We start from the raw sequence: 19356 nt of genomic DNA, 5'->3' as shown, positions 1-19356 counted from the left end.
TATGCAATATATTATAGGAATTGGAACAAATATTGGTTTCACTATAGATAATATTCATCTTGCGTTAGATGCTCTAGCATCACATCAGAATATAAGAATTATTAGAAAAGCTAGCTTATATAGTAGTAAAGCATTACTTAAAGAAAATGCTCTTAAAGAATGGGATATCACATTTTTGAATACGGCTGTTAAAATTAGTACTCATCTTAAACCTCAAGATTTATTGATATTTTTAAAAGATATAGAAGAAAAAATTGGTAGAGATCTTGATGCTCCGGTTTGGTCTCCCAGACTTATTGATTTAGATATTCTTGCTGCTGAAGATCTGATTTTAGAAACAGATAAACTTACGATTCCACATAAGGAACTACTCAATCGCAACTTTGCTCTAGCACCATTATTAGAATTATCTAAAGGTTGGAATCACCCAATCCGAATAGAAAAGGATCTAAATATTAAACTTAAGGAATTAGAACCAATCGAGAAGCTTAATCAAACACTATCAAATACAATGCGTATGGGTATAGTTAACTTGTCAGATCAGTCTTTTTCAGACGGAGATTTTGATGATACTCAGCGTAAATCAAATTTTATTGAGCTAATAAATAATGGTGCTGAAATTATTGACATTGGTGCTGAATCGACTAAGCCTAATGCTACTGCTACTAGTGTTGATGAAGAGTTTAATAAATTAGATGAGTTCTTAGAATATCTTAAAGAACAACTTAATGATTTGAATTATAGACCTCTTGTAAGTATTGATACACGTAGATTTGAAGTCATAAGCGAAGTGCTAGAGAAACATAATGATATCATCTGGATGATAAATGATGTTGAATGTAATGATATTGAGAAAAAAGCCCAACTTATAGCTAAATATAAAAAGAAATATGTAATAACTCATAATTTAGGCATCACTGATAGAAACCAATATTTAGATAAAGAAGATGCTATAAATAGCGTGTGTGAGTTTATTGAAAACAAAAAACAAATTCTCCTAAACCATGGTGTAGAGCAACAAAATATATATTTTGATGTAGGCTTTGGTTTTGGTAAAAAAGCGGATACTGCAAAATATTTATTAGAAAATATTGTTAATATAAAGCAAAAACTAAATCTAAAAGCACTAGTTGGACATTCACGTAAACCATCGGTATTAGGTGTTCCTAAAGATAGTCACATCATTACTTTAGACAGTGCTACAAGAGAACTTTCGAGAAAATTGGAAAAACTCAATATTGATATTGTAAGAGTACATAAAATTTAGTAAGGAAAAATTATGCCATACCATCCAGCATTAGAGTCACTATTAGATACTCCTGAAATAAGAAGAATAAAGAAATTAGATTTAAGAGATCAGCGTAAGATATTTGTAGATCTTTCATTAGCACAAATTAAACGTCTACCTCGCCCTGATATTATCGAAGAAGATATTAAGTTACAAAACAATACTATATTAAGACACTATAAACCTAAAAAAGCATCTGATAAAGCTGTACTTTTTATTCATGGTGGTGGTTGGTGTTTGAGCTCTATAGATACTTATGATCATGTATGTAGATATTTATGTGACCAAGGAAATTTAAATATTTTCTCGTTAGAGTATGGCTTGGGTCCTGAACACAAGCATCCTGCAGCTGTTAATCATGCACTATATGCTTATGACTGGCTTTATGAAAATATTACTAAGTTTAATTTATCTACTGAAAATATCTTTGTAATGGGTGATAGTGCTGGTGGAAATCTTGTAACTATTATATGTCACGAGCGCCAAGAAAATATGCCAAAAGCACAAATTTTAATTTATCCTGCTGTTGATATGTATACTAAATATGATAGCAATACTAAATTTGATGAATATAAATATCACTTAACTACCGAATGGTGTGAGCTTTTTCTAAAAGGATATATAGGCGAAAATGTCATGTCAAAGCCTAAAAAACTTAGACAACCTACAATCTCCCCACTATTTTATAAAGATACAAAACAACCTGATACATTAATTGTAGCAGCTGCTCATGATATCCTTATAGATGGAATTTATGCTTATGAAGAAAAACTAAAACAACAAGGTACTTATGTCGAAACTCACTATGATGACGAGATGTATCATGGTTTTATAGGAGGACTCGGTGTAGTTCCATTTGAAAATCCTAAAATAGCTTTAGACAAAGTAATTGAGTTTATAAATAAACGATAGATATTGGTTAGATATATGACTCCAATTTTTAAAACTGATAAAAAACCTGGCGAAAAATCAGAAAAACTTATTAAAAAATTCAATGATTTGCCTGCTTTTGTTGCAACTGGTGGAGAGATAGTTTTTGTCTCGAATGACTTTTTGGAAGTACATCTAAGATTTAATTTAACAGATAATACCAAAAACTATTATGGTACTGGTTTTGGTGGGGCTATATACTCATCGCTAGATCCAATTTATCCATTACAGTTATGTAATATTCTTGATGATGATTATGTAGTTTGGGATTTATCAGCAAATATTGATTATCTTAGACCAATTACGCATCATGTTTATGCAAGATTTCTACTCTCACAAGAAATTATCAATAAAATAAAACAAGATGTTATAACTAAAAATAAATCTGTAATTAGCTTACCAGTCTGCTATGAAGATACTGATAATAACATCTATGCTGAAGCAACCAAAACTATATATATTGCAGATAGCGAGTATTTTAATAATCGTAAAAAGTAACTTAGCCAAATGCATTTAATATAGACTGTCTTGTTGCACTCTTTAACGACTCAATTTCTTGTTGTGTACTATTTAGTGGTGGTAGCCAGTAGATAGTATTTCCTAATGGTCTTAATAATGCTCCTAATTTTATAGCTTCTCGATAGACATCTAAGCCAGCTCTTTTTTTATTAATATTTAAATCTGCTGCTATAACAGCTCCAATACCTCTGATATTTTTTATAATGGGTAATTGCTCTTGTAGCTCAAGAAAAGATTCACCAAATTGTTTTTCAAGATCCTTAACATTATTAAGTATATGGTCTTCTTCAAATATATCCAATACTGCATTTGCTACTACAGCACCTAAAACATTGCCACTGTGAGTATGTGAATGTAAAAAAGCTTTAGTTAACTCATCATCATAAAACATTTCGTAATATTGATTTTTTGTCAAAACAATACTAAAAGGTATAATCCTAGAGGTTAATCCTTTTGATACACACAAAAAAATCAGGCTTAATATCAAGATATTCATAAGCAAAAAATTTACCCAGTCGCCCTACTCCGGTCATTATCTCATGAAAAATAATATAAATATTATTTGCTAAGCCAACATAGTTACAATTATTATAAGTTTTATCAACTAAAGCCAATGAAAACTCTTTATCTTTTAGATAGTTAAGTGATTCAAATCCATTTTAAAATATGTAAAACCTTTATTAATGAAAACTGCTAAATCTTCTTTAATAGCTTTGATAATTTGTATAGTTAAGTTAGTTCGATTTGCATGGCGTTGCGATTGTAGTTTTATTGATGTCCAATTTTTGGAGATTTGTTCATTATATTGCATATTAACATTTATACCAAAACCAATAAATAGCTTTGCTCTACCATTAATTTCAGCACTAACATTTATAATAATACCTGCTATCTTTTTATCATCTACATAGATATCATTAGGCCATTTTAATTTAGCATCTAAGTTAATATTTTTTAGAACTCTTGCAATACTGATTCCTACAACTAAGGATAATCCATTAAGTTTCGATATGTCTAGCTCAACTATTTCAAGCATAGTACAGTATATATTTTTACCAAATGGTGAAATCCATTTACGCTTAAATCGTCCAAATCCATCTGTTTGAAATTCTGAGATAAAAATTGCATTCTCACTATATTTAGCTTGATTTTCTATTGCATATTTTGATGTTGAATCTATAGAATAAAAATAATTTATATTATTAAAAACTTTAGCTAGTTCATCAACTTTTATTAGATCTAATTTTTCTTGGAGTCGATATCCAACTCTTGAGTTAGAAGAAACTGTTATTTGATAGTTGTCTTTAAGTGCTTTGATATTTTTAGAAATAGCCGCCCTTGATATACCTAACTTTTGAGCAATATCTTCACCACTTACATATTTTTCATCATCTAAAAAGGTTAATATTTGTTGTTGAGTTTTGTTCATTTAACCTTGCTCTTTTAACAAAATCATAAATTACTGCTTCTATCCAAATAAACAGCTGCAGCACCAAAAACCTGAAAATCACCTTCGGTTTCTGACCATTCTATTTTAATTTTTTAGCCGACTGAGTAAAGGCAAATGTTTTAATCTCATCCCACATTACTTTTTCAAAAAACTCTCTAGCTAACATTATTGATCCTACAATTATTATCACCTCTGGATCTAAAGTATACATAATAGACTTTATTGCAACTCCAAGATGTTTACCGAATTGCTTATAGATGTCTATAGCATCACTATCATTATTTCTTGCACGTTTAAGGATCTCTATACCTTCAATACCTATCTTTTTTATAAAGAATTGGCCACTACAATAATCCTCCATGATTCCATCTAAATATGGCAACATACCAAATTCTCCTGCTCCGCAATTGGAGTCTTTTAGTAAAGAGCCTTTATTGATAATACCACCACCAATACCCGTACCTATTGTAATACCAACGAAATTTTCATGTTCTTTGCCCTTACCATATAGTCTTTGACCTATAGCAAAATAATTAGCATCATTATCTATAAAAACTGGTACTTTAAACTTTACCTCTAGTATTTCTTTTAGATGAATCTCTTGCCATGATTTGATATTTTGCACATCATATACAATTCCCTTTTCTCGATCTGCAACACTAGGAATCCCAACGCCTATGCCCTCTACTTCAGAAGTGAAAACTTTTGCTATGGTATTTATGACAACATCAATAACAGATTGAGCATTATGTTCTGCATCTGGCGAGATTTTGCTCAAGTAAGAATCTAATAAGTTTTCTCCACATACTCTACCTGCATTCACTTTAGTGCCGCCGATATCAACACCAACCACAGTTCTATTCTTAATTTGAATTTCTTTACTCATATCACTTCAACTTATTTTTTAAATAATTCTATTAGTTTTATAGTTTTATTATCAATTAATGGCTTAGCTGTTATAGCTACATATAAAATATATATTATAGTTAGATATACTATACAAAACACATTCCTATTCTTAAGCCTAAGATATCTCCAATATTACCAACTACTAATGTCACTATAGCACCACCGATTATCCCCGTACAGAATATCCCAGAGACTGTCCCATGATGTGATTTTAAAGAGTTCATTCCTAATGAGAAAACTCCTCCATACATTATCGATGTCAAGAAACCACAAGCAGGGAAGAATATCAAAGCCATAGTAGCTGATCCAAACAATGCTAGAGACAATGATATTAGTTGTAAGATTAGAAATACTTTCAAAATATTTTTGACATTATATAGCTTCAATAAAACTATCCTAAAAATACCGCCAATACATTACATGATCCAGAATAATGCTACTGTGGTATTACCTACAGTTTCGGTATTAAAGCCATGACAGTCATTTAAGAATTTAGAAATCCAGACACTAATTCCTTGCTCTTGACCAACATAAGCAAAGATCGCTAAGAAATATATTATTACGACTTTATCCTTTAAAAGATGCAACACAGTAGCAAAACCTTCTAATTTTTCATCATCTTTTAATTCAACTTTTGGAAACTTAATTGAAGCAATAAATATCACTAATAAAAACATTACAATGGCATTAAACCAATAGATAGCAACCTAACTAAAGCTTGTCCCTGTTGCTTATTTAAAAATAGTAAAAAATAATTACTATCTCCAGAATATGGAAGATTTATAACTAGATACGATAGTACAAATGGACTAACAAATGATGCTCCTCCAAAAAATACTTGCTGTAATACAGAGAAAAATTAGTAATTCTCCTCACCACCAGCAACTCTTAATAGAGGCCAAAAAGCAACTTGTAATATCGCAGCAGTTGTACCAACTGTAAATAAACTTACGATATAAGTAAGATAGCTAACTTTTAGACAGAATAAAACTGAACCCAAAAAGCCCAATAAAAAAGCAAGTAAGATCATCTTCTTAGATCCATATTTCTCTAGCGCATAGCCTGCAGGAATTGAAATAATGTAAGCTATAAAAAAATGCAAACGGTAAAACTCCAGCTTGCGAAAGTGTCAAATGTAGATCATTAGTTGTATCTGGGATTATAGGCCTAAAATATTAGTCACAAATGATACAGCAAAAAATCCAATAATCACCACAGATACTATTAAGTAATTTTTTTTCATAAAATTTGCCTCAAAAAATTTCTAAGTATAAACCTATAGCCTTAAATTACCACTTAATAAAAGCATAAGATAATCAAAAGCTTACTTTATCAAATATAATACATAATTCAACGTTATACTATTAAATAGATATTTTTATAGAGTATTTTTAATTCAAAAAAATAGTAAATATGCTTTTAATCAAGCATCTTTGAGTTATTACTATTACTAAAAAAATATTAAAGCTTATAATGTTAACTAGAACAAAACAATTCTGGAGATCTAAATGAAAATAGAAGATGTTAAAAAATGTTTTTTCGATGCCACTAGTATCGCCTACAGCAAATAGAATAGCTTATAAATTCACGAATAGAGAATATTTCATAATCGACTATATAGCAGATACAGAAGTCCTAAAAAAATATGTACCTGAGCCTCTTAAAGCAACTGGCCTAGTAAAATTTGAATTTATGAAAATGCATGATGCGAATGGTTTTGGTAGCTTTAATGAAGCTGGTCAACTTATCGAAGTTGAATTTGAGGGTAAGAAAGGCTTATATTCCCATATTATGCTATTGGATAATTTACCGTAAATCGCTACAGGACGTGAAATATGGGGCTTTCCAAAAAAATATGCTCACCCTACTCTTACAGTAGATTCTGATACGTTACTAGGTACAGTAAAATATAACAGTGTTGATGTAGCTTTTGGAAGAATGGGATATAAATATCAAGAAATTGATAAAGATGCTATCAAAAAAGCACTAGAAGAAACTCCTAACTTCTTACTTAAAACCATACCGCATGTTAATGGTAAAGATGTTAGTATTTGTGAACTTGTTAAATACCATGTTAAAGATGTAACTGTAAAAGGTGCATGGACTGGACCTGTAGATTTACAAGTATTTAATCATGTTCAAGCAGCTCTTCATCATTTACCAGTCTTAGAAATTCTTAAAGGTTCTCACTTTATTGCTGATGTTACATTAGGTTTTGGTGAAGTAGTTTTTGATTATCTTAAGTAGTACTTTCCTAGATTCTTTTTAAAATTGTTCTTATATTTTTTGATAGTATGATTATTGTAGCTACTATAACTATACCTATAACAGTATAAATTAGTCTAGATAAACTTATCTCATACCCAGATAAATGTACTAGTTTTAAGAGCATTGCAATAAATATTGTCAAAAAGAATACATAGCTTCCATAATGCTTAATGATACAGCATATAGTAAAAAATGTTGTTATAAACAAAATCATCCAAATAATGTAAGCATTTGATAAATAAATAGCTAAAGGTATGGCAAATAATGACCCTATTATAAGTACCTATCAAACGATGCTTAATAGCTGTAGATGATCTAATTACATCCGGTTTAAATATTAATAAAACTGTCATAGGTATCCAGTACCCTATTTCAATGTCAAAGTAAATTGATATAAAATTACCTATAATTAAACTAAGTGATAAACTAATTGCATAAATAGTAGAATCTATATCTGGTAGTATTCTTATACTTCTATAATTATCATCAAGAGCATCTTTTATACTTATTTTTTTAGAATAACTACCAAAACTATTATAAATGCTAATGCTCCTATTAGTGTAGATAATCCAATGAGTATTGAATCAGTAATGTCAGCATTAAATCCAGTTCCTATAATATACATATCAGCAATAAAGAGTATGCCATTAGCAAAAACCAAATCTGATTTTGCGGTGTAGCCAATTAAAAAAGAAAATCATAATAGTATAAGTGAACTTGTAATTAAATCATGTGAGTAATAACTACCTAAAGATATTGCTATACTCATACAAAATATAAATAATACTCCCGCATATAGCCTAAATTTAAAACAAATGCATTAACTGGTCAGAAAATTTTGGTAAGTCATGGTTGGGGAGTATAAACAAAGCTAATACTTCTATGATATATTTACTTTCATATTAATTTTATTCTAAAACTGTAGATGCCTACAAACTCAAATATAAGACAAAAACTAGGTCAACTAATTATGTTGGATTTTCGCTATTGGGTTGAAGATTCAAATAATCAACGTATACCTTTTACAAAAACTAATGATATCGTCAATAAGATCTTTAAAGATTATAATCTAGGCGGTTTTATCCTTTTTAGAGATAATATTCAAGATAATGAGCAAGTTATCTCTCTATTAAGAGATCTTCAAGCTAATACCAATACACCAATATTTTTCGCTATAGATCAAGAAGGTGGTAGAGTTAATCGCTTACAACAAGGTACTAGTGGCTGCGGTAATATGGCACTAGCTGCGACAGATAATCCTAGTAATGCTTATACTATGGCTAAAATAATTGGTGATGAATTATATTCTTTAGGTATCAATATTAATTTTGCTCCAGCTGTAGATGTCAACTCTAACAAAAACAATCCTATTATTGGTGTAAGGTCTTACTCAGATAATCCCAATGTAGTTACTGACTATGCCAAAAATGCTATAAATGGTTATCATGATGCTAAAATCATAGACTGTATTAAGCACTTTCCTGGTCATGGTGATACTGCAACAGATAGTCATTTAGGTAATGTAATCTTAGATAAAACTTTAGAAGAATTAGATACTACAGAATTGTTACCTTTTAGAAAGCATGCTAGAGATTGTAGTATGATAATGACAGCTCATATTAGTGTTCCAGCCCTAGATGATACTCAGTATCAATCAGTTTCAACAAGCGAGAATATTTATGTATCAACTACTCTTTCTTACAAGATAATAACTAAATTACTAAAACAGCAAATGAAATTTGATGGTCTAGTAGTGTCAGATGCTATGGACATGCATGCTATTGCTAAACACTTTGGAACTATTGAAGCTTCTAAATTAGCTATCTTAGCTGGTATAGATATTTTATTAATGCCTGTTCGAGTATGGTCAGAAAATGATCTTTATAAATTAGAAGAGCTTTTTTGTGAACTAGAAAAAGAATATAATCAAAATCCTAATTTTGCTAATGCGGTTAATAATGCTTACACGAGTATTATTGATTTCAAAGCAAAACATAAACTCGATGAAAGTTTAATATTCAAGTTCTCACAAGATGAGCAATTAAAATATGCTAATCAAATAGTTAATTGTAGTAAACATCAAAAGATATCTTTAGATATAGCCAAGCAAAGTACAACTGTAGTCAAAAATTCAGGAATTATTCCATGCGATCTCAATAAGCTAAAAAATATCTTGATTGTAGATAGTGATAACCAACGTATGGCAGATTTTCATAATGAGTTACAAAAGATAGTATCAAAAAATAACTCTACTACTATTATAAACTCTGAAAATATTAATAATCAAAATATAAAAACAGGTATCAAAAATGCTGATATAATTTTGCTAATTTCGGCAAACCTGCGTGAATACAATAAGGCTTATAGTTATGTAACTTCTATAAAGCCAGAGCAAACTATAAATATCGCAGCACTTACTCCTTATGATATTAACTATATCGATAATATTATTAATTATGTTTGTATTTATAGTGCAACTTCTATGGATCAGACAAACTATACAAAGACTTCACTAAAGATTAATATTCAAGCAGCATTAGAAAATATTTTTAGTGGTAATATTCCAACAGGAAAATTACCTGTTCAGATTTAATATCTTAAACTGTTTTTGAGCCAAAGAATTCATAGTGAATATTTTTTTCTCTAACACCATTTTTTAATAACTTTTCATGTATAGAAAGCATAAAATCTTTAGGCCCACAAAAGAAGTATTGAGTATCATTTTTATCTTCACTGAGGTGTTGTTGCACAGTATCTATACAAACTAGCCCTTGCTTTGCGTCAGACCCAGAATTATCTTCATAAAAGAAAATAGTTTTAAGTCTTGGGTTTTCACTTGATAGTTTTTCTAACAGTTTAGCAAAAGGATGTTCATTTTTATTTTTTTTACCACAGACAAAAAGTATCTGTCTTTGATTTTGTGTTTTTAGCTCTGATAAAAGCATACTCATTAAAGGCGCAATACCTATTCCTGCTGAAATTAAAACTATCGGCTTATCAAGATTTTTATTTATATCCAAGAAAAATTCACCACAAGGAGGCGCTATTTCTATTTTATCACCCACTTTTATCTCTTGCGATAGGTATTGAGATACATAACCTTGCCCCTCCCTTTTAACAGTTATTCTTATATAATCTTCACCAATAGCTGAAGAAATACTATAATTTCTCATAGTAGTAGTTCCATTACATGGAATTCTAACTGTAATATATTGCCCTGATTTAAAATCATATCTTTTAAAAAGATTATTTTTTAAATAAAAAGAATATGTATTTATACTCTCTTTTTCTTTTTTGGTTACCTCAAACTCTTTAAAATTATCCCAACCATAATGCTCTAAATTCTCTTTATATATACTCTTTTCACGATTAATCAAAATTTCAGCTAATAAATTATAGGCTTCTGTCCAAGCTATAACTATGTCATCATTATCATTTAAGTCTAGGACTTCTTTGATCGATTCGATTAAGTTAGACCCTACTATTGGATAATGCTCTGCTTTGATTTGTAATGATGCATGTTTTTGAGCTATTAGCTCTACTGCATCACATAAAACTTCAAGATTCTCAATATTTTTTGCATAAGCCAAAATTGCTGCAGCTAAAGCTTCTGGTTGAGATGAGTTTTTTTGTCTTGAGGTATTAAAAAACTTTTTAACTTCAGGATTATGTCTAAACATTCTATCATAGAAATGTCTAGTTAAAGCAACTCCATTTTCTTCTAAAACAGAGATTGTTGCTTTTATTGTATCTATATTCTTTTGGTTTAACATAAGCTATCTCCATATACTCAAATTATAATATGCATTATATATACATATTATAATTTATGCAAATTTATCCTATACTTTGAAAATATCTTTACTAAAATATTTTGTATGAATTTAACTTCTTTTACTGATTACTCTCTTAGAATATTAATAATTTTAGGATCAAATCCTAAACAAAAATATAAAACTAAAGATCTCGTAGAAATATTAGACATTAAACTTAATCATGCTACTAAAATCATTAATAAATTATCCAATCTGAACTATATAGAATCATATAAAGGTAGATTTGGTGGTGTATCAATTTCGCAAGCTACATACAATATTAAATTATCAACTATTGTTAAAGAACTAGAACCGATGAACATTGTAGAATGCTTTGACAAAGATAAAGCAACCTGTCCATTAATACAAAACTGTAAACTCAAATTTATACTAAATCAAGCAAGCAATGATTTTATAGCACGATTGAGTGACTATAGATTTATTGATATATGCAATATTGTACCTTAAATCAAAATAGTGAATAAATCTTTAGACTATATTTTTATATCTTCACTAGCAACTATCGTCGCATTATCTTGACTAGAGATTACATAGAACTTACTTGGATTAAGTTGTTTTTTATAGTTATCAAAAGCTAGAGGGCTATGCTCTTTAGGTTTATCTTTTACTACAAGAATGTTTAGCTGATTTGAGTTATTCCAATACTTAACAAATTTATCAAATTTCATTAAATATTTATCCACATTTGATTTAGGGAACTCTCTAACATCATCTAACTCACCTTCATCATTTATAATAATTACATTACGTTTAGTGTAGAAAATAATGTCATAAAAGCGATCACTCTCAAAAACTTGAGCATTTGGATATTTCTGATATATTTTAGATACTTCTTGAGCTGTCTTATATTTAGAGCTTGTATCAAAATAATCTCCTAGTACATAACCCAAATTTGCAACAGTCATCATCATAATACAAGTATAAGCAACTAATTTATTTACTGAAAAAGTGTTTAATTCTTTGATTAATTTGATTGTGATTACAGTGGCTATTATTGCAATTGCTAATAATATTAAGAAATATTTATAGCCAAAAATCCAATACTGAGGAAGGCATAAAAGAGCTATAGCTACAATAGAAAGCAGAGCAAAAATAAAGATAATAAATTTAAAATTTATCTCATCCCACTTATCAAATTTTTGTAAATCTATGCTTTTAAAGTAAATAGCTACAAGTATTGATAATGGTAGGATTAATGGTGCTAAATAGCCAAATAAGAAAGACTTAGAGATTCCAAAAAATATAAATATAAATGTCGCCCAAATAAATAAAAACCACTTATCTGAACTTTGCTTACGATTTTCGAAGGCTTTTTTTGAAAAGAAGCTTTTAAGTACTTTAGGCAAAAATAGAGTCCAAGGGAAAAAAGCCCCCATAATTGCTAACAAATAAATAATTTTAGAAACTTCTCTATTTTGCTCATCTGTTGAGAATCTAAGTATTTGTTGCACTACTATATAATAATAAGCAAAATTAGGATGGTACTGTTCAACTGCAAATATCCATGGTAACGAAATGACTGCTACAATTACTAAACCAAGATAAAGCCTAATATCAAGTAGCCTTTTATACTGTCTCATGATAACAGAATATAAACCTACTATAGCCATAGGAAAAACTATTCCCATTAGTCCCTTAGTCATAACAGCTAATCCAGCAAATATAAATGCTAAAATAAGCCAATATGTACTTTTCTTGTAGTCATGATCATATTTAAGGCTTACCCAATAACTAAGCATAGTCATATTTAAAAATACTGCTATAGCCAAGTCCATGTTCAGATATCTACCAACAAATAGAAATAAAACTGTACTTAGACTTACTCCTACTGATAATAATGCTGTTTGACGGCAATCTAATACTTTGCGTACTGCGATATATGTAAAAATTAAACATATGCCTAGTAATACAGGATTTACAAGTCTTGCTCCCCATGTATTATCGCCAAATATGCTCATAAATATACAAGTAATCCAATATACTAGCGGAGGCTTATGAAAAAATATTATTCCATCTATATATGGAACTATAAAGTTATGATTTGCAAGCATCTCTCTTGCTACTTCAGAATATCTAGTTTCATCAGGAGCATAAAAATTAGCTACGCCATACATACAAAAAGCTACAACCATTGTAGCTAAAATTAGCAAAATATCTTTAAATTTGTTATTCATTGGGATTAATTAACTTTGATTTTCTTGGAAGAACTTTTTAGTAAGACAAATAGTTTTTTCGATATCTTCATCACTATGAGCAATTGATATAAAACCTGCTTCATAAGCAGATGGTGCTAAATATACGCCATTATCAAGCATATATGCAAAATATTGATTAAACATTTTAAGATTAGTTTTACCTAAATCTGTAAATGTATCAACAGCAACCTTTTCACTACAGAAAAATAGTCCAAACATTCCACCTAAATATTTCGCATGGAAATTAAAATCATAAACTCTAGCAGCCTCATTTAATCCATCAACTAATTGTTTAGCTTTAGCTTCTAATTTAATAAAAAATTCCTCTTGTGAAACTTTTTCTAATGTTTTGATACCAGCTACCATAGCAATTGGATTCCCTGATAAAGTACCTGCTTGATATACCGATCCAGCTGGAGATACTTTTTGCATAATTTCTTTGCGACCTCCAAAAGCACCTACTGGCATACCACCACCAATCACTTTACCTAATGTTGTCAAATCAGGCTTAACATCATAAATACTTTGAGCACCACCTAATGCAACTCTAAAACCAGTCATCACTTCATCAAAGATAAGTAAGCTATTATTTTCATCACAAACTGATCTAAGCTTAGCTAAGAAATCATTTTGTGGGAAAATCATATTCATATTACCTGCAATAGGCTCAACTATTATACAAGCGATTTCATCTTTGTACTTTTCAAAGAGATATTTTATAGACTCTATATCATTGAAGCTAGCAACTAGAGTATCTTTGACAACATCTTCTGGTACACCCGGAGAATTTGGCTGTCCTAATGATAGTGCTCCAGATCCAGCAGCCACAAGAAACTCATCTGCATGTCCATGATAGCAACCTTCAAATTTGATAATTTTATTTCTACCTGTATATGCTCTTGCTAATCTAATAGCACTCATTGTCGCTTCAGTACCGGAATTTACGAATCTAACTTGTTTAATATTTGGCATAAGTTCAATTATTTTTTTAGCTAGTTCAACTTCTTGCTTGCATGGAGCTCCATAACTTAGACCATTTTTAAACTGACATTGTATAGCTTCAAGAACATCATCATCACCATGACCTAAAATCATTGGTCCCCATGATCCGATATAATCTATATATTTGTTCCAATCAACATCATATAAATAAGCACCTTTCGCTGATTTTATGAATCTTGGAAATTCTTGCCCAACACTTTTAAACGCTCTAACTGGAGAGTTGACTCCACCAGGTATATATTGTAAGGCCTCTTCGAATAAACTTTGTGAGTTAATTTTATTCTCCATGTTCTTGTTCCTGTCTCATTTTATTTATTTTTTTCTCGACTTCTTGCATTAGTAAGCTTGCAGCATTAACTTTGGTAGCTTTATAGATCTCTTGAATACCTGTTGGACTAGTAATGTTAACTTCAGTTAGTTTATCTCCTATCACATCTAAACCAGCAAACATTACCCCTTCTTTTTTTAGTTTTTTAGCAACTTTTTTAGCTATTTTATAGTCTTGCTCCTGAAGTTCTCTTACTTCAGCTCTAGCTCCAGCTGCCAAGTTACCACGATTATCACTATCACTAGGAATCCTAGCTAAAAGATACTTAATAGGCTCTCCATTGACTATCAGAATTCTCTTATCACTATCTTTTATTGCTTCTTGATAATCTTGTACCATTATATATCTGGTTTCATGATGAGTTAGCGTTTCAAGGATGACGTTCTTGTTTTTGTCGCCATCTTTAATCCTAAAGATAGAGCTGCCACCCATTCCATCAAGAGGTTTAACAATAATATCTTTATGCTCTGCGTAAAACTGATTAATCTGTTTATAGCTTCTAGTTATCAAAGTATTTGGTGCAAATTTAGGATAATTTGAAATAGCTACTTTCTCATTAAAATCTCTAAGTGCTTGTGGATTATTTACGATTAATACTCCATATTTTTTCGCCAAATCAAGCATATATGTCACATATATATATTCCATATTAAATGGCGGGTCTTTACGCATAAAAATACAATCAAGATCTAACAGCGATAAATCATGATGTTGAGATAATATTTCATACCAAGATTCCTTTGCTTTATGGATTTTTATCTTAAGCGCATCACCTTTAGGATTACCATTAATTATAGATAAATCATTCAAATAAAAAGTATAAATTTCCCAGCCTTTATCTTGAGCTGCTTGTAGCATCATATATGTGCTATCTTTTGAAATATTAAAAGAGTTTAAGTTATCTATTATAAATCCTACTTTCATTATTTATCCTATTTTATACCCTATATATTTATCTAAATCTTTACCATTTAAAATATCTGCAATATTTAACATTTTCTTGCTGGGAAATTGTAATTGCTTAAATCTAATTATCTTGTCATTTGTAGCAATATCAAAACCATTTTTAGTTATATCTATAATTGCTGTAACTTCATCATTTGCTGACTTTTCTAGTATCTCGAAATCACCTACTTTGACTTGCTCACCTTCTAACATAAAAAATGCTGATGGCCATGGAGTAAATGCTCTAATATGAAAACTAATTTCTTTGACAGATTTTGTAAAATCTATAAGACCTTCTTGCTTAGTGATCTTATGTGAGTAACTAGGCTCGCCTTGCTGAGGTTGCGGTTTGATCGTATCAATATTTTCTAAAGTTTCTAATAATGGTTTTATTGATAGCTTAGCAAACTTATCATGTAGTGATTGGGATGTATCTGTATCTTTTATCTCGACTTCTAGAGTATTTAATATATCTCCAGTATCAAGTCCAGCATCCATTCGCATTATACAGATTCCAGTTTTAGAGTCTCCTGCTTGGATTGCTCTCTGGATAGGTGCTGCGCCACGCCATTTAGGAAGTAGTGAAACATGAATATTTAAACAACCATATTTAGGAATATCCAAAAACTCCTGAGGCACTATAATTCCGTAAGCTATCACAACTATGACATCTGGTTTTAGTTCTCTAACTTGCTCAAGCACTTGAGGGTCTTTCGTAAAAGACAATGGTTGAAGAACAGGTGTGTTGTTGGCTATAGCCACTTCTTTGACAGGTGAAAATTGTATTTTCTTACCACGCCCTTTTGCTCTATCTGGCTGAGTAAGTACCGCTTGAATATTGTGCTGTGATTGATATAAGTCTTTTAGAACTTGTGCTGAAATATCAGGAGTTCCAGCAAAAACTATATTTAACTTTTTCATTGTTACTAATCTCTAAAAGCATATGCACGTAATTGAACACTACTTAATTCAGTAATTTGACCCTCTGGGAATAGACAAACGTATTTTATCTCATGTGCACCATTTTGAGCAGCTAATTTTACAGCTTCTCTAATATTCTCATTACATAATTTCTGAAAATATCTCTCTTGATCTACACCTATTACTACTCTTATTTCACCTATGCTATCTTGTGTATCTGTTTGATAACGTAGATTAAATATTCTGACTTGTTTTGGATCTGTAGCTGGCAATTTTGCACTATATTTAGGTAAATATATACCTTTTGGTTCGGGGATATTCTTAGAAACAAAAAAATATATACCAGATATAAAAACTATAAACAATATACCAACATACATCAAATTTTGACTGAATCGACTCATTAAAAATTAAATATTGCTCTAAACTAGCTAGATTTTAACACATCTAATCTATATTGGATAAATATTAAGTTGTTCAGATAAATATTACAAACAAATTGAAAATCATAACCAAAACCATTATTATAGTTAAAAATTTAAATATATATTTATCTCAATATGTCATCTATCACAAGTTTTTTAAAAGTAATTTCTGATAAAAATAGATTAATTATTTTATATGTATTAAACAAAAATACTCTTTGCGTATGTGATATCCAAAAACTTATCTCATTAACTCAAGGAGCTTTATCAATACAACTAAAAAATCTTGTAACTACTGGATTGCTGGAATCTTTTAAGCAAGGCAAATGGGTGTTTTATAAACTAGATAAAAATATTCCTAAATATCAGTTAAATATTTTAAATGAGCTTTTCAAACAAGTAGATAAAGACGAAGAAGTTCAACAAATAATATCTAAACTAGAAATTTCTGAAATTTGTAAAATTTAAGGAGTAATAATGAAATTAAAGTTTCTCGATAGGTTTCTGACCTTATGGATTTTTTTAGCTATGATTGTAGGTATTACCATTGGATATACTCTACCAGAAGCTAAAAATTTTATATCAAAATTTGATATTGGATCAGGTAATTGGTTAATAGGACTAGGCTTAATTGTGATGATGTATCCACCACTAGCAAAAGTTAAATACTCAACAATGCTAGAAATATTTAAAGATACTAAAGTTCTGCTTTTATCTTTAATTCAAAACTGGCTGATTGGTCCTATTCTGATGTTTATCTTAGTAGTTATTTTTTTCCATAACCAACCTAGCTTTATGATAGGACTAATTTTAATAGGGTTAGCAAGATGTATTGCTATGGTAATTGTATAGAATGATTTGGCCAAAGGATCTAGAGAATATTGCGCTGGACTAGTTGCGTTTAATTCTATTTTTCAAATAATATTTTATGCTGCTTACGCATATATATTCATTACTGTTATTCCAAAACTACTAGGATTTGATACGAACATCAATATAGACCTATCAATGTTAGATATAGCAAAAAGTGTCGGAATATATTTAGGAATACCTTTTGTAGCTGGAATATTAACTAGAATTATCCTAATCTCTAAAAAAGGTGAACAATGGTATATAGATAAATTCACTCCAGCGATATCACCTCCGACCTTAGTTGCTCTACTATTTACTATAGTCCTAATGTTTACTACAAAAGGAGATGAAATAATTAACTTGCCACTTCAGGTAATCAAGGTTGCTATTCCGCTTTTGATATATTTTTTGATAATGTTTAGCATATCATTTTTTATGTCATATAAAGCTAAAGCGACTTACGAACAAGCTGTGTCTTTGAGTTTTACAGCAGCCTCAAACAATTTTGAGTTAGCTATAGCAGTTGCAATCTCAGTATTTGGCATAAACTCTACTGAATCTTTTGTCGGTGTAATTGGTCCACTAGTTGAGATGCCTGTTTTGATTGGGTTAGTAAATGTGGCTTTGTGGTTGAATAAAAAATATTTTAATTGAGTAATGGGAAAATTTAAATGATTGTAATATATCACAATGATGAATGTGGAACATCTAGAAATGTACTTAATATTATTAAAGCCGCTGGATATAATCCCATTGTAATAGAATATCTAAAAGAAGGATGGACAAAAGCACAACTATTAGGACTTTTTGCCGCTGCAAATTTAACTCCAAAAGAGGCTCTTAGAAAAACTAAGTCTCCAGCTAAAGAGTTGGAATTATTAGATGATAATGTAAGTGATGACATAATTATTGAAGCAATGATCAATAATACTATACTAGTTAATAGACCTTTTGTTTGTTGCCCTAAAGGTGTTAAACTTTGCAGACCTAGTGAAGTAGTTCTTAGCATGTTAGATAAGTTGCCAGCAATGCCTTTCTACAAAGAAGATGGACAACTTGTAATCGATGCTGATGGTAGATATGTTCATAATAAACATATTTTAATTTATTAACTTCTAGCTTATTATTTAAATACTCTTTTGACACAGTTTATATTTATGTCATATATTTTTTTAACTATAGCTATAATCACTGAAGTCCTTGGTACAGTTTCGTTACCATTATGCAATGGTTTTACAAGGCTTGTTCTCTCGCTATTTATCTTGGTATTTTATGGACTTTCGTTTTACTTTTTATCATTGTCATTAAAATATATGAATATTGCTTTTGTGTATTCTGTATGGTCAGCATTTGGTACTATTCTAATAGGAATTATAGGATATCTATTTTTTAAGCAAAAGTTGGATTTACCATTTGTCTTAGGGACATTGTTTATACTTATTGGAACTATTATTATTCATGCATACTCAAAGACTATTATGCATTAAG

Annotated in this window: 15 protein-coding genes and 6 pseudogenes; 10 read left to right on the top strand and 11 right to left on the bottom strand. The window is 30.0% G+C overall.

Annotation, left to right across the window (positions count from 1 at the left end):
• Position 1: 1 nt before the first annotated feature.
• Genes folP through FNO12_RS04610 form a run of 3 tightly spaced genes read left to right on the top strand, consistent with a single transcriptional unit; the run spans position 2 to position 2716 of the window.
• Complete coding sequence (gene folP, locus FNO12_RS04620; protein ID WP_014715422.1) at positions 2 to 1267, top strand: dihydropteroate synthase; 1266 nt, start codon at positions 2 to 4, stop codon at positions 1265 to 1267.
• Positions 1268 to 1279: 12 nt separating this feature from the next.
• A complete protein-coding gene (gene bioJ, locus FNO12_RS04615; RefSeq protein WP_014715421.1) occupies positions 1280 to 2200 on the top strand; it encodes a pimeloyl-ACP methyl ester esterase BioJ in 921 nt (306 codons plus the stop codon).
• Positions 2201 to 2215: 15 nt separating this feature from the next.
• Positions 2216 to 2716 carry a PaaI family thioesterase gene (locus tag FNO12_RS04610; protein WP_014715420.1) on the top strand — a complete coding sequence of 167 codons (501 nt, stop codon included), beginning with the start codon at positions 2216 to 2218 and terminating at the stop codon, positions 2714 to 2716.
• A 1-nt stretch (position 2717) separates the two neighbouring features.
• Here the strand turns inward: FNO12_RS04610 and FNO12_RS09810 are convergent.
• The 4 pseudogenes from FNO12_RS09810 to FNO12_RS04595 form a co-directional block, all read right to left on the bottom strand.
• Positions 2718 to 3300 (bottom strand): annotated as a pseudogene (locus FNO12_RS09810) (aminotransferase class III-fold pyridoxal phosphate-dependent enzyme); the annotation flags it as partial.
• A pseudogene (locus tag FNO12_RS04605) lies at positions 3295 to 4166 on the bottom strand (biotin--[acetyl-CoA-carboxylase] ligase); the annotation flags it as partial. The pseudogenes FNO12_RS09810 and FNO12_RS04605, both read right to left, overlap by 6 nt.
• A 23-nt stretch (positions 4167 to 4189) precedes the next feature.
• Positions 4190 to 5073: pseudogene (locus tag FNO12_RS04600) on the bottom strand (ROK family protein).
• Position 5074: 1 nt separating this feature from the next.
• Positions 5075 to 6339 (bottom strand): annotated as a pseudogene (locus FNO12_RS04595) (sugar MFS transporter).
• Positions 6340 to 6617: 278 nt separating this feature from the next.
• On the opposite strand from FNO12_RS04595, the pseudogene FNO12_RS04590 reads away from it, so the two are divergent.
• Positions 6618 to 7343: pseudogene (locus tag FNO12_RS04590) on the top strand (acetoacetate decarboxylase).
• A gap of 7 nt (positions 7344 to 7350) precedes the next feature.
• Here the strand turns inward: FNO12_RS04590 and FNO12_RS10475 are convergent.
• Entirely contained in the window at positions 7351 to 7584 is a 234-nt protein-coding gene (locus tag FNO12_RS10475; RefSeq protein ID WP_231138801.1) for an FUSC family protein, read from the bottom strand.
• A gap of 705 nt (positions 7585 to 8289) precedes the next feature.
• On the opposite strand from FNO12_RS10475, the gene FNO12_RS04580 reads away from it, so the two are divergent.
• Positions 8290 to 9957, top strand: a complete 1668-nt coding sequence (locus tag FNO12_RS04580) for a glycoside hydrolase family 3 protein (RefSeq protein WP_014715417.1) — start codon at positions 8290 to 8292, stop codon at positions 9955 to 9957.
• A gap of 4 nt (positions 9958 to 9961) precedes the next feature.
• On the opposite strand, the gene hmpA is transcribed toward FNO12_RS04580, so the two are convergent.
• On the bottom strand, positions 9962 to 11137 hold the full coding sequence (gene hmpA, locus FNO12_RS04575) for an NO-inducible flavohemoprotein (protein ID WP_014715416.1): 1176 nt from the start codon (positions 11135 to 11137) through the stop codon (positions 9962 to 9964).
• Positions 11138 to 11242: 105 nt separating this feature from the next.
• On the opposite strand from hmpA, the gene FNO12_RS04570 reads away from it, so the two are divergent.
• A complete protein-coding gene (locus tag FNO12_RS04570) occupies positions 11243 to 11647 on the top strand; it encodes an Rrf2 family transcriptional regulator (RefSeq protein WP_014715415.1) in 405 nt (134 codons plus the stop codon).
• A 26-nt stretch (positions 11648 to 11673) separates the two neighbouring features.
• Here the strand turns inward: FNO12_RS04570 and FNO12_RS04565 are convergent, their stop codons facing one another.
• Genes FNO12_RS04565 through fvfA form a run of 5 tightly spaced genes read right to left on the bottom strand, consistent with a single transcriptional unit; the run spans position 11674 to position 16995 of the window.
• Entirely contained in the window at positions 11674 to 13374 is a 1701-nt protein-coding gene (locus tag FNO12_RS04565; protein WP_014715414.1) for a phospholipid carrier-dependent glycosyltransferase, read from the bottom strand.
• A 9-nt stretch (positions 13375 to 13383) separates the two neighbouring features.
• The gene (gene hemL / locus FNO12_RS04560; RefSeq protein WP_014715413.1) at positions 13384 to 14685 is read right to left on the bottom strand and encodes a glutamate-1-semialdehyde 2,1-aminomutase; all 1302 of its coding nucleotides are present in this window, start codon (positions 14683 to 14685) and stop codon (positions 13384 to 13386) included.
• Positions 14675 to 15649 carry a glutathione synthase gene (gene gshB, locus FNO12_RS04555; protein ID WP_014715412.1) on the bottom strand — a complete coding sequence of 325 codons (975 nt, stop codon included), beginning with the start codon at positions 15647 to 15649 and terminating at the stop codon, positions 14675 to 14677. The genes hemL and gshB overlap by 11 nt, the downstream gene beginning before the upstream one ends.
• Positions 15650 to 15652: 3 nt before the next feature.
• On the bottom strand, positions 15653 to 16591 hold the full coding sequence (gene fmt / locus FNO12_RS04550) for a methionyl-tRNA formyltransferase (RefSeq protein WP_014715411.1): 939 nt from the start codon (positions 16589 to 16591) through the stop codon (positions 15653 to 15655).
• 5 nt (positions 16592 to 16596) lie between these two features.
• Positions 16597 to 16995: a Francisella virulence factor A gene (gene fvfA, locus FNO12_RS04545; protein ID WP_014715410.1), complete on the bottom strand. Its 399-nt coding sequence runs from the start codon at positions 16993 to 16995 to the stop codon at positions 16597 to 16599.
• A gap of 156 nt (positions 16996 to 17151) precedes the next feature.
• Between fvfA and FNO12_RS04540 the strand changes: the two genes are divergently transcribed.
• The 4 genes and pseudogenes from FNO12_RS04540 (at position 17152) to FNO12_RS04525 (ending at position 19355) form a co-directional block, all read left to right on the top strand.
• Entirely contained in the window at positions 17152 to 17484 is a 333-nt protein-coding gene (locus FNO12_RS04540; RefSeq protein WP_014715409.1) for an ArsR/SmtB family transcription factor, read from the top strand.
• Positions 17485 to 17493: 9 nt separating this feature from the next.
• A pseudogene (gene arsB, locus FNO12_RS04535) lies at positions 17494 to 18522 on the top strand (ACR3 family arsenite efflux transporter).
• A gap of 17 nt (positions 18523 to 18539) precedes the next feature.
• Entirely contained in the window at positions 18540 to 18980 is a 441-nt protein-coding gene (locus FNO12_RS04530; RefSeq protein WP_014715408.1) for an arsenate reductase family protein, read from the top strand.
• Positions 18981 to 19025: 45 nt separating this feature from the next.
• Entirely contained in the window at positions 19026 to 19355 is a 330-nt protein-coding gene (locus tag FNO12_RS04525) for a DMT family transporter (RefSeq protein ID WP_030005593.1), read from the top strand.
• Position 19356 lies beyond the last annotated feature (1 nt).

It is taken from the genome of Francisella orientalis FNO12 (genome assembly GCF_001042525.2).
Lineage (GTDB): Bacteria > Pseudomonadota > Gammaproteobacteria > Francisellales > Francisellaceae > Francisella > Francisella orientalis.
Note: the sequence above shows the minus strand (reverse complement) of the source record. Positions and strands in the feature narration are given on the sequence as shown.

Bases quoted from the DNA above. Each gene is read 5' to 3' on its own strand.
- folP (WP_014715422.1), top strand. From the start codon at position 2: ATGCAATATATTATAGGAATTGGAACAAATATTGGTTTCACTATAGAT.
- bioJ (WP_014715421.1), top strand. From the start codon at position 1,280: ATGCCATACCATCCAGCATTAGAGTCACTATTAGATACTCCTGAAATA.
- FNO12_RS04610 (WP_014715420.1), top strand. From the start codon at position 2,216: ATGACTCCAATTTTTAAAACTGATAAAAAACCTGGCGAAAAATCAGAA.
- FNO12_RS04580 (WP_014715417.1), top strand. From the start codon at position 8,290: ATGCCTACAAACTCAAATATAAGACAAAAACTAGGTCAACTAATTATG.
- hmpA (WP_014715416.1), bottom strand. From the start codon at position 11,137: ATGTTAAACCAAAAGAATATAGATACAATAAAAGCAACAATCTCTGTT.
- FNO12_RS04570 (WP_014715415.1), top strand. From the start codon at position 11,243: ATGAATTTAACTTCTTTTACTGATTACTCTCTTAGAATATTAATAATT.
- FNO12_RS04565 (WP_014715414.1), bottom strand. From the start codon at position 13,374: ATGAATAACAAATTTAAAGATATTTTGCTAATTTTAGCTACAATGGTT.
- hemL (WP_014715413.1), bottom strand. From the start codon at position 14,685: ATGGAGAATAAAATTAACTCACAAAGTTTATTCGAAGAGGCCTTACAA.
- gshB (WP_014715412.1), bottom strand. From the start codon at position 15,649: ATGAAAGTAGGATTTATAATAGATAACTTAAACTCTTTTAATATTTCA.
- fmt (WP_014715411.1), bottom strand. From the start codon at position 16,591: ATGAAAAAGTTAAATATAGTTTTTGCTGGAACTCCTGATATTTCAGCA.
- fvfA (WP_014715410.1), bottom strand. From the start codon at position 16,995: ATGAGTCGATTCAGTCAAAATTTGATGTATGTTGGTATATTGTTTATA.
- FNO12_RS04540 (WP_014715409.1), top strand. From the start codon at position 17,152: ATGTCATCTATCACAAGTTTTTTAAAAGTAATTTCTGATAAAAATAGA.
- FNO12_RS04530 (WP_014715408.1), top strand. From the start codon at position 18,540: ATGATTGTAATATATCACAATGATGAATGTGGAACATCTAGAAATGTA.
- FNO12_RS04525 (WP_030005593.1), top strand. From the start codon at position 19,026: ATGTCATATATTTTTTTAACTATAGCTATAATCACTGAAGTCCTTGGT.